Source organism: Microvirga calopogonii (assembly GCF_003347665.1).
Taxonomy (GTDB): Bacteria; Pseudomonadota; Alphaproteobacteria; order Rhizobiales; family Beijerinckiaceae; genus Microvirga; species Microvirga calopogonii.
This window is the reverse complement of the sequence record NZ_QDGA01000018.1, coordinates 96530-107041: the sequence shown is the minus strand read 5'-3', so window position 1 is coordinate 107041 and position 10512 is coordinate 96530. Positions and strand designations below refer to the sequence as shown.

At 62.1% G+C, this 10512-nt stretch carries 10 protein-coding genes and 1 pseudogene; all 11 read left to right on the top strand.

The window, feature by feature from the left end:
- Window positions 1-724, top strand: a 724-nt coding sequence (locus DDF70_RS15905; protein ID WP_162820431.1) for a response regulator transcription factor, incomplete at its 5' end; no start/stop codon positions are given.
- Window positions 725-921: 197 nt separating this feature from the next.
- Window positions 922-1323, top strand: a complete 402-nt coding sequence (locus tag DDF70_RS15900; RefSeq protein ID WP_114945839.1) for a response regulator — start codon at window positions 922-924, stop codon at window positions 1321-1323.
- Complete coding sequence (locus DDF70_RS15895; protein WP_114945838.1) at window positions 1298-1579, top strand: LuxR C-terminal-related transcriptional regulator; 282 nt, start codon at window positions 1298-1300, stop codon at window positions 1577-1579. The genes DDF70_RS15900 and DDF70_RS15895 overlap by 26 nt, the downstream gene beginning before the upstream one ends.
- Before the next feature lie 229 nt (window positions 1580-1808).
- Window positions 1809-2963 (top strand): glutathione-independent formaldehyde dehydrogenase, encoded by a 1155-nt coding sequence (locus tag DDF70_RS15890; protein WP_114945837.1) that lies wholly within the window; start codon window positions 1809-1811, stop codon window positions 2961-2963.
- The gene (locus DDF70_RS39220) at window positions 2869-3369 is read left to right on the top strand and encodes an FmdB family zinc ribbon protein (protein ID WP_114945836.1); all 501 of its coding nucleotides are present in this window, start codon (window positions 2869-2871) and stop codon (window positions 3367-3369) included. The genes DDF70_RS15890 and DDF70_RS39220 overlap by 95 nt, the downstream gene beginning before the upstream one ends.
- A gap of 360 nt (window positions 3370-3729) precedes the next feature.
- On the top strand, window positions 3730-4296 hold the full coding sequence (locus tag DDF70_RS15880; RefSeq protein WP_114945835.1) for a type 1 glutamine amidotransferase domain-containing protein: 567 nt from the start codon (window positions 3730-3732) through the stop codon (window positions 4294-4296).
- Window positions 4297-4527: 231 nt separating this feature from the next.
- The gene (locus DDF70_RS15875) at window positions 4528-5637 is read left to right on the top strand and encodes a glycosyltransferase family 4 protein (RefSeq protein ID WP_114945834.1); all 1110 of its coding nucleotides are present in this window, start codon (window positions 4528-4530) and stop codon (window positions 5635-5637) included.
- Between the two features lie 125 nt (window positions 5638-5762).
- Complete coding sequence (locus tag DDF70_RS15870; RefSeq protein WP_114945844.1) at window positions 5763-7976, top strand: amylo-alpha-1,6-glucosidase; 2214 nt, start codon at window positions 5763-5765, stop codon at window positions 7974-7976.
- A 104-nt stretch (window positions 7977-8080) separates the two neighbouring features.
- Window positions 8081-8185: pseudogene (locus DDF70_RS15865) on the top strand (IS6 family transposase); the annotation flags it as partial.
- A 685-nt stretch (window positions 8186-8870) separates the two neighbouring features.
- Complete coding sequence (locus tag DDF70_RS15860; RefSeq protein WP_114945833.1) at window positions 8871-9383, top strand: DUF2267 domain-containing protein; 513 nt, start codon at window positions 8871-8873, stop codon at window positions 9381-9383.
- A 344-nt stretch (window positions 9384-9727) separates the two neighbouring features.
- A complete protein-coding gene (locus tag DDF70_RS15855; protein ID WP_162820429.1) occupies window positions 9728-10444 on the top strand; it encodes a hypothetical protein in 717 nt (238 codons plus the stop codon).
- Window positions 10445-10512: the final 68 nt, after the last annotated feature.

Here is a 10512-nt window from a genome sequence, read left to right as displayed (position 1 = left end):
CTTCTTCCCCATGCGTGACGCGCAGGGCCGGATCCGCCGCGCCGGCGGCGTTGCCCAGGACATCACCCGCCATGACGGGCGCTTCGTCTATGTGGTCGATGCCGACGAGCCCTCGCGTCAGGATCTGACGCGAGGGCTGCGCGACGCCGGCTATGACGTGAGAGCCTTCCCGTCCGGCAAGGCGTTCCTGGAGGCGGCCCCGGCGCTCGCGGCCGGCTGCGTGGTGCTCGACATGCGTCAGCCCGAGGCGGGTGGCCTGACCATCCCGCGGGAGCTCAAGGCCCGGCGCATCGGCCTGCCGGTGATCGTGCTGGGCGCGCTCCAGAGCGATGTAAAGTCTGCGGTGCAGGTGATGAAGACCGGCGCGGTGGACTTCCTGCCGGTTCCCTATGCTCCGGATGAGCTGCTGACCGCCCTTGCGTCGGCCGCCGCTGACATTTCCCAGGCCGACGAGCACGACCAGGAGGCCAACCGGGCCCGCGGGCTCATCGCCGAGATGCCGGTCCGCGAGCGCGAGGTCCTGGAGGGCCTGCTGGCCGGCCAGACCAACAAGCAGATCGGCCGGGCCATCGGCCTCAGCCCGCGCACGGTGGAAACCCACCGCGCTCATGTCATGCAGCGCCTGGGCGCCAGGACGATCCCTGAACTTGTGCGGATCGCCGCCCTGGCGGGCGTGCATGCCCGCCCGCAATTGAGCCATGACGAAGGATCCGACGAACCTTGAGTTCCACCAGGACCTGATCGCCCGCAGGCCGCGGCAAGGATACGGAACCATCCCCGGTAACCACCGGATGCCGAGTTCATCCTCATCCATGACACTGCGCGAATGGGCATGTGGCTGCGCCGGGACCGCTGGGGATCGGCCGGGCCACATGCCCCATCGAAGCTCTGAGACAGCCAGGAACAGGACGAGGAAAGCCCATGACCTTATCAAGGTCGCAAGCAAATTTGATCAACCGCCACGTGCTGATCGTCGAGGACGAGTACTTCATTGCCGACGACATCGCACAAGTTCTGGAGCAAGCTGGGGCGGCGGTGGTCGGACCAGCTCCAAACCCGGAGACGGCGCTGGTCTTGCTGGCCTCTGCAAGGATCGACATTGCCGTTCTCGACATTGAGCTGCATGGCAAACTGGTGTTCCCGGTCGCCGATTTTCTCAGGGCGCGAGCGATCCCCTTCATCTTTGCGACCGGCTACAGCCAAGCCTTCCTGCCAGCCGAGTATCGAGACGTCGCGACATGGGAGAAGCCATTCGACGCCTACGCCTTGGCACTTGCTCTTGCGAGCCTGACGGGAGATGACGGTTCCAGCCCCGCATTGTAAGATCCTCATGCATCTTTCCAGGCGATCCCCATTGGCCCTGCTCGGCGGGCCCCTGGCCATGTCCGTCTTCCCCGCTCACGCCGCCGAATCCATCGGCCTCAGCCCTCGGACGGTAGAGACCCATCGGGCTCACGTCATGCAGCGGCTTGGTGTACAGACCCTGTCACAAGCCGTGTTGGTCGCAACCTCCGCAGGGTTCAAGTCGCCCAGCCCGGGGCCGAAGGTGCCTCAGGTGTCAGACAGGCCCGAAACCTGACCGCCCAGCAGGAATGTCCCGCTCAAATTGCTGTTCTCGCTAGAGGTCGGCAGCGCGGGAGAACCGCGCCACATCGAAACAAAGGGAACGTCCCTCAGGGATCATCCGCAGCACTTCCCCTCAGCGCAGACGTTCATGAGCCACGAACCCTGACGACCTCCCCGCGACGCCATCGTCAAGGTGACGAGTTGCGCCTACCGAGCATGCGGCTTCAGATTGGGAGAACACGATGAGAGCAGTTGTCTATAACGGGCCGCGCGATGTTGCGGTACAGGACGTGCCCGACGCGCGGATCGAGAGGCCGACCGACGTCCTGGTGCGGATCACGAGCACCAACATCTGCGGCTCCGACCTGCACATGTATGAGGGCCGGACCGACTTCCCGCGCGGCGGCGTGTTCGGGCACGAGAACCTAGGTCAGGTGGCCGAAGTGGGCAGCGCGGTCGATCGAGTGAAGGTTGGGGACTGGGTCGCCATCCCCTTCAACATCGGCTGCGGGTTCTGTAAGAACTGCGAGCGCGGCTTGAGCGCGTTCTGCCTGACCACGGCGGATCGAAGTGTCGTGCCGAACATGGCCGGCGCCGCGTACGGCTTCGCCGATATGGGACCGTATCGGGGCGGCCAAGCCGACCTTCTTCGCGTCCCCTACGGCGACTACAATTGCCTGAAGCTGCCACCGGACGCGGAGGAACGACAAAACGACTATGTGATGCTGGCCGACATCTTCCCAACCGGCTGGCACGTCACCGAACTTGCAGGGTTGCGTCCCGGCGAGTCGGTCGTCATCTACGGGGCCGGGCCGGTCGGCCTCATGGCGGCCCACTCCGCAATGATCAAGGGCGCCTGCATGGTCATGGTCGTCGACCGCCATCCCGACCGTCTGCGCCTCGCAGAGTCGATCGGGGCCTTGACCATTGACGATTCCAAGGGCTCCGCGGTGGATCAAGTCCTTGCTTTGACGAACGGCATCGGCGCCGACCGTGGCTGTGAGTGTGTCGGCTACCAGGCCCACGACCCACAGGGCCACGAGCACCCCAACATGACCATGAACGACTTGGTAAGGTCGGTGAAATTCACCGGTGGCATCGGCGTGGTCGGCGTCTATGTGCCCCAGGATCCGGCTCCCCAGGACCCGCTCTACAAGCAGGGCGAGATCGTTTTCGATTACGGTCTCTTCTGGTTCAAGGGTCAGACGATCGGCACCGGCCAGTGCAACGTCAAGGCCTATAACCGGCAGCTGCGAGACCTGATCTCGACTGGCCGCGCGAAGCCGTCCTTCATCATCTCGCATGAGCTGCCGCTGGGCGAGGCACCGAACGCCTACCAGCACTTCGACGCGCGCGACGAGGGCTGGACCAAGGTGGTTCTCAAGCCCGCCGCGTGACAGACCGGGCCGGGCGGGCAGTCACGCGCTCGGCCTGCGTGCCATCTCGCCGAACGAGCTCGAACGTGAGGGCGCCATGCCGATCTACGACTACGAGTGCCGAGGGTGCGGGCCGTTCACTGCGATGCAGCCCATGGCGCGGTTCCAGGACCCATGCGCATGCCCGAACTGCGGGGCTGAAGCGTCACGAGCGTTTCTCAGCGCACCAGCCATCGCCCGCATCAACCCGGGTGGTCGCGTCGCCCACGAAGCAACCCAGCAGAGCGCGACTGACCCGCGGCCCTCTTCGGCGGCGCATCCAGCCGGTTGTGGCTGTTGCGTGCGCCGATCGCCGCTGCCGGGCGCCCTGTCTGCAGGCGGACGGGTCTTCACGTCGCACGGGCCAATCCGGTGTAGCGGACAGTGATGGCTGCAACACTCGGCCTGCCATTTGGGCACAGCTGATATCAGATCCTGTGGCTAACCAGTGATGCAACAAAAGCATCCGTGATCCAGCGTTAGGCAATTGCCTACCATGGCGATGCCTCTCTGACCATGACGGTTGCTCCCTCAGTGATAGTCCCTAGGAACGGCACCCTGCTGCCTATCATTTCTCAACACGGATGACTTGGCTCGACCGACCACTCATCGGGCAGGTTTGGCTCGGACTGGCTAAGAGAAATCGTAGCAGTCCGGGTGTTTCTCCCCACCTCGTGCGGGCAGACGGGGCTGTGCTCATGAGGCACTGCCCGCATCAGCCCACCTCGCATTGAACGGAGACGGATACATGGCAGACGGAAACCTGAACGGGATGAAGGTAGCCATTCTGGTCACGGACGGGTTTGAGCAGGTCGAACTGCTCGAACCCCGAAGGGCCTTGGATGAGGCCGGGGCCGAAACCCTGGTCGTTTCGCCCAAAGGCGACCGGGCGCGGGGTTGGAACTTTACCGATTGGGGCGATGAGGTTGCCGTTGATGTGCCCCTCGACCAGGCGAAGCCTGACGACTTCGATGCCCTTCTGCTGCCAGGCGGGGTGATCAATCCCGACAGGCTGCGGATGGATGACAACGCGATCGCCTTCGTGCAGGCGTTTGTTGATGCCGGAAAGCCGGTGGCCAGCATCTGCCATGGTCCCTGGACCCTGATCGAGACCGGCAAGATGCGGGGGCGGCGCATGACGTCCTGGCCATCACTCCAAACCGATCTGGAGAACGCTGGAGCCAACTGGGTCGACCAGGCAAGCGTCGTCGACGGCAATCTCGTGACCAGCCGCATGCCCGATGACATCCCGGCCTTCAACCGCGACATGATCGGCCTGTTCAGCCAAGCCCGCACACGACGGCCGGCGGCATGAGCGCCGTCCGACTTGGAGCAGGGCAGGGTGGAACATCGTCCCTTCGGTCCCACCCGGTGCGGTGATCGGTGAAGCCCACCGCGCCGCCGCAATCAGCAGCTTGCGCCGGGGGCTCGGTCTTGGCCAGGCCCATGCCGATGCTGCGTGCCCGAGGTCATCGAAGCATCGCTGCTGGTGAGATCCCCGGCTCCTGAATAACCCACGCCTCTTGATCGTAGAAAGAAGCGCTCAATGCGTATCGCACAGGTCGCCCCGCTGGCAGAAGCCGTGCCGCCCAAACTCTACGGCGGCACCGAACGGGTTGTCTCCTGGCTCACAGAGGAGTTGGTGGCTCAGGGACACGAGGTGACACTCTTCGCGAGCGGCGACTCCGTGACATCGGCTCATCTTGTTCCCTGTACCCCCTGCAGCCTGCGCCTGTCCGGCATTCGCGATCATACCGCGAGCCATCTGGTGATGCTCGACGAGGTCCGGGCCCGCGCGGATGCCTTCGACGTGATCCACTTCCACGTCGACCTCCTCCAGCACGTGTTGTTCCGGGACATCGCCCACAAGTGCGTCACGACCTTGCATGGACGACTTGATTGGCCCGACTTCATGCCGGTGTTTCGAACCTTTCGCGAGATGCCGCTGGTGTCCATCTCCGACAGTCAGCGGCTCCCCATGCCGCCAGACGTGAGCTGGCTCGCGACTGTTCATCACGGCCTGCCTTCAACCGTTTGCCCGTTCGATGCCCGTGGCGGCGACTATCTCGCCTTCCTTGGTCGCATTTCGCCCGAAAAGCGGCCCGACCGGGCCATCGAGATTGCCACACGCGCAGGTGTCCCGCTCAAGATCGCTGCCAAGGTCGACAAGGCGGACCAGGAGTATTTCGAGGTCATCCGCCCGCTGCTGGATCATCCGCTCGTCGAGTTCGTTGGGGAGATCGACGAGGGTGCCAAATGCGACTTCCTCGGGCATGCACTCGCTCTTCTTTTCCCGATCGACTGGCCCGAGCCGTTTGGCCTCGTGATGATCGAGGCCATGTCGGCCGGCACGCCTGTGATCGCTTGGCGCAACGGTTCAGTGCCTGAAGTTATTGCCGACGGCGCGTCAGGACGAGTGGTTGAATCTGTTGATGAGGCCGTCGCTGCGGTTGAGACCGTTGGCGCTATCAACCGCTCTGCTGTGCGGGCTCATTTCGAGCAGCACTTCACCGTGTGCCGCATGGTGGCAGGCTATCTCGCCGCCTATAAGCTCTTGCTCAACCGAAGTCCCGCCCCAAGTCCAATCAGGCTAACGTCACCGGCATATCCTGCAAACGCCCTCAGCCGATCAGCCGAGTTGCGAGGCCGGCGATGACATCTCGGAAGATCGCGAGCAGTGGCTCAGGTGTTCTTTCGAACGTTGTTCCCCAGCAACATGCATAGGGGATGATGTTGGTAGAGACGAATGTTACTAGCGCGTCAACAGCAATGGGGGTCGGTATGAACGATCGTGTCACCGGGCCGTCTTCGGACCACACAGAGCCGGTCTTGGAGCAACTTTCCGAAGGCTACATCGAGGCGCAGAACTCGTTAGTCGAGCGCACCTTGCGAACGCTGAAGACCGGCGACGCCTTTGCCGTGCTCGATAGCAATGGAGACTGTGGCATCATGCAGCCCAGTCCGGAAGGATTGTTCTTTCAGGATACGCGTTACCTGTCACGGTTCGAGTTGCGGTTTGACGGCAAGCGGCCCCTGCTGCTGGGCTCGGTCATCCAGGACGACAACGCGGCACTCACTGTTGATCTGACGAACCCTGACATACGGCCTGGAGCGGAAACCGCGCTCCCGCGCGATATCATCGCGCTCAACCGGACAAAGTTCCTTTGGCAGGGGGTTCTCTACGAGCGGATTGGCCTTCGCAACTACGACACTCACCGCCGCGTCTTCCACCTCGAATGTCGTTTCGCCGCCGACTTTCGGGATCTGTTCGAGGTCCGGGGAATGCAGCGGGCCGGTCGCGGCCGCCGTTCCGTCGAGACGTTGGCTCCCGATCGCGTCGTCTTCAGCTATGAGGGACTCGACGGAATCGTGCGGCAGACCATGCTGCGCTTCGAGCCATGGCCCACGCGACTCGGGGCCGACCGGGTTATCTACGAGATCGCCCTGGAGCCCGACGAGCGCCGTTCAGTCCTGGTCACGGTGGCGTGTGAGGAGCAGAAGCCTGGGGAGGCTATTAGTTCCAGCGCACCGAACTTCCTCAGAGCATTGCGTGACAACCGCCGGGCCTTGCGGGCGGCGACACGACAGATCACCAGGGTGAAGACCTCGAATAGTCTGTTCAACGAGATCATCTCGCGATCATCATCAGACATGTACATGCTGGCCACACCGACTGAGCACGGGTTGTATCCGTATGCCGGTATACCCTGGTACAGCACAGTTTTCGGACGCGACGGGATTATCACAGCAATGATGCTCCTGTGGGCGGATCCAGCGATTGCCAGGGGCGTGCTGCGCCACTTGGCCGAGATGCAGGCCACCGAGGTTGATCCTGCCGCGGACGCTCAGCCCGGCAAGATCCTACACGAGCGCCGCCTGGGCGAGATGGCCCAGCTTGGTGAGGTGCCGTTCCGGCGCTACTATGGCACTGTAGACGCTACCCCCCTTTTCGTCATGTTGGCCGGTCAGTACTACGAGCGCACTGGTGATCGCGAAACCATCGAGGCGATCTGGCCGAATATCGAAGCGGCCCTGCGCTGGTGCGATGAGTACGGCGACCGCGACGGCGATGGCTTTATCGAGTATCATCGGGAAACTGAAAAGGGGCTTGCCAACCAGGGCTGGAAGGACAGCCACGATTCCATCTTCCACGCCGATGGCTCGGGAGCCGAGGGCCCCATCGCCCTGTGCGAGGTGCAGGCTTACGTCTTCGCGGCCAAGCAGGCGGCGGCGCGGCTTGCGCATGCACTCCATCGGCACGACCTCGGCGACAGACTTACCAGGGAAGCCGGCAACCTTCGGGAGGAGTTCGAGGCCGCGTTCTGGTGCGAGGAGATCGGCACCTACGCCTTAGCGCTCGATGGAGCCAAGCGGCCTTGTCGCGTACGGACGTCAAATGCCGGGCATGCCTTGTTTGCCGGGATTGCCGATCCGGAGCGCGCCCGCCGGGTTGCCGCGACGCTGCTGAGCCCCGATTTGTTCAGCGGCTGGGGCATTCGTACCCTGGCGCGAGGCGAAGCCCGCTACAATCCGATGTCGTATCACAACGGCTCGGTTTGGCCCCATGACAACGGGCTGATCGCCCTGGGGCTCGCACGGTATGGCTTGAAGGCTGAGGCGTCGCGAGTCTTCAAGGCCTTGTTCGAGGTGGCCACCTATCAGGAGTCCCGCCGTCTGCCCGAGCTGTTCTGCGGTTTCACGCGCCGGCGCCATCGTGGACCGACAGCGTATCCGGTGGCCTGCTCGCCGCAGGCTTGGGCTGCGGCAACGCCGTTTGCGCTCCTCCAGGCCAGCTTAGGATTGGAACTCGACTACCAAAGCAACACCGTCCGCTTCAACGATCCGATTCTGCCGGATTTCCTAGGTGACGTTTTGATCAAAGGGCTGCGCCTGAATGCATCAAGCTTCGTCCTGAGATTGCATCGGCATGAGCAGGATATGGCTCTCAATGTGCTGGAGCGTGGAGGCGATGCCCGTATCATCCTCTTGAAATAGGAGAGCATAAGGAATTGTGGGGCAACAATGCCGCCTGTAGCTTTGGCTGTCATTAGGCTTGGAACCCAGACCCTTTCGCCAAACGCCGTCACTTTGATCGCTCGGTGACCCTGCTGTGCGTCCGGTTGTATCTCGCTTACAATCTCATCCTGCGGACCCTAGAAGAGATGATGGCCGAGAGGGGCATCTCCGTCGATCATGCGACCGTTCCCCCGGGCTGTCCCTGAGGATGCACCCGAACTGCTCCAGCGCTTCAAGTCAGAAGAGCGGGCCCAACGCTCCCTCTTCGGTCGCGATCAGGTTGCAAAGCTCTTCCGCCTTCCTGCCGACACCAACCCTGCCGATCATCGCAGGTCTTGAGTCCAGGCCTTTGCGATTTGAGCAGACGTAATGCACATGACGGCTGGTTGCGGACCAGCCGCTCGACTGAGGCTTCGCCGACCCAAGTTCCTAACCGATGATGCCTCAGCGGTGACGCCCATGATCTCCCCGGTGAGGGTCCTTACCCGCAGCTTGGCTGCTGCCGCCACCGCGTGGGCTCTTGGGTTGATCGTTGTCCTTGTTGTGGTGGCCACTGTAGTTGCCACCGTGCTTGCTTTTCTGCGATTCGTCTTTGCGCCCGAGTTTGGTCATGGCCGCCCTTCTTCGGTTCTTGTCCTGTCTTCTCGGAAACGATGCTGAGATTGTGATGTTCCGGATAAGCATGCCCGCTCCAAAGAGAAATTAGAGAATCTCAGTGTCATTACTGGTGGTCTTCTTCTGGGCAGACCGGGTGCTTCCTCAGGGACAGCCCGTGGGAACGTCATCCCGGCGATTGTCATTCAGTTCAATACCGGGGCCCTCACAGATAAGTGCATTTTACCGTCCGCGATTATTGAATAGGGAAGGCTCATCATGAGTGCGAACGGACTCGATGTCTTCGACAAGACCCTTCAGATCACCCATATCTGGCTCAACAAGATCACTGAGCTCGTGGGGTCCGACAAGCAGGTTGCTTGGCATGTGCTGGGCGGGGTGCTGCGAGCCGTGCGCGATCGTATTCCGCTGGAGCTCGCCGTCCATCTCGGAGCAGAACTGCCAATTTTAGTGCGCGGAGTCTACTACGATCAATGGCGGCCTGAGGTGCAACCCGAGCGCTATCGCTCCGAAGACGAGTTCCTCACGCGTGTTGCCGAGAACCTCGGGCCCGTTCGGCCCGTCGATCCTCGCGATGCCGCACAAGCCGTATTCAGTGTGCTGTCCCAGCATGTTTCGGAAGGGCAACTTGGAAAAGTGCGGGATGCTCTTCCCGAGGATGTCCGAGCGCTTTGGCCCCATGATCGCAGTCCGGAAGAACAGAATTACGATCCGACACTACTTCAGCCTGCCACGGCGCAGCCCGAGCAGGCCGCGAAGCTGCGGACATGATGGCTCAATACAGGACCTCCTAATAGGTATTCTCGTGAAAGCAGAATGGCTCACCCGAGATGCGGCGGATCACCACCTGAAGCCGAACGGGCTAGATTGCGGGCTCTGAAGAGAACATCTGGTTGGAGAGGAAACTCTCAATCATCCGGCTGAGCGACACTGCGGTCAGGGTTCCGCAGGCCTCGAGCCGTCGCAGAGGGATCGCTAGGCCTCTGCAATTAGTTGGGAGATACGGATGGAGATTCGCTCAACGCGGTGCTCGTGCTGGCAGTAAAGGAGCGCCGCAGAGGCAGCTTCTGATGACCTTGCACCTACGCGCCGCCGTCACTCTTTGGGTGGCAGGATTGGAGCGGCAGACGGTTGCAAAGGGGCAAATGAAGTCTGGTTTTGAAGCTGTGTTCACATGTGTGGAGACCAGGTTGGAATTCCGTGTCCACTATTTTCTGCCGAACAACTGCGGGACGTCGTCGATAGTCGTGGAGGCCGGCACGCGCGAGGAGGCCGAGTTCGTAGCCGCTATCCAATATGATTTCCCGTCCGGCACCAGGGTTCTTGACGCCAACCCGTACAATATCTTTGGGCTCGCCCCAACTGAGCCAAGGCTTGGTCTCTTTTGGGAGGTTCGGAGACGGATCGAGCAGGGCTATTACGACGAGTGGCCCTTGGCGCCTGAGGAGCGCTCTCGTCGCAAGCGTCAGTTCTTCAAGGAAGTCGCCGCGATTTTCGAAACCAGGAAAGGACACGAGCACCTGTTCGACACGGCGGAGCGGCTGGCGCGCCAGTTCCGGCTCGCCGGCAAGACAACCATTTCCGGGGACATCACCGCGATCGTGGACCAGCATCCTTTGATCAACCTGTTGGACTGGTATCAGCAGCTAAAGCTTGTTGCCGACAACGTGGCGAAAGCGCCGACCCGTGGGGATCCGATGGAGGTGGTGGCGCCGATGGACAACCGCGTTGGCTCCCGCGTTCTTCGGGAAACCCGATCGCATTCTGGGGCGAAGGCCAGAGGGGGCGGCCGAGCGTCCCGGTGCTCGCGAAGGGCGCTCATGAGCACCTGAAATGGCTGCTCACGCTGACGCGAAATCGCTGCTTACCAACCTCCAAAATCTGTGCTCACGATATGGTG

Coding starts and splice junctions, on each gene's coding strand:
- DDF70_RS39220 (WP_114945836.1), top strand. CDS start 2,869: ATGAGCTGCCGCTGGGCGAGGCACCGAACGCCTACCAGCACTTCGACG.
- DDF70_RS15875 (WP_114945834.1), top strand. CDS start 4,528: ATGCGTATCGCACAGGTCGCCCCGCTGGCAGAAGCCGTGCCGCCCAAA.
- DDF70_RS15880 (WP_114945835.1), top strand. CDS start 3,730: ATGGCAGACGGAAACCTGAACGGGATGAAGGTAGCCATTCTGGTCACG.
- DDF70_RS15870 (WP_114945844.1), top strand. CDS start 5,763: ATGAACGATCGTGTCACCGGGCCGTCTTCGGACCACACAGAGCCGGTC.
- DDF70_RS15860 (WP_114945833.1), top strand. CDS start 8,871: ATGAGTGCGAACGGACTCGATGTCTTCGACAAGACCCTTCAGATCACC.
- DDF70_RS15900 (WP_114945839.1), top strand. CDS start 922: ATGACCTTATCAAGGTCGCAAGCAAATTTGATCAACCGCCACGTGCTG.
- DDF70_RS15895 (WP_114945838.1), top strand. CDS start 1,298: ATGACGGTTCCAGCCCCGCATTGTAAGATCCTCATGCATCTTTCCAGG.
- DDF70_RS15890 (WP_114945837.1), top strand. CDS start 1,809: ATGAGAGCAGTTGTCTATAACGGGCCGCGCGATGTTGCGGTACAGGAC.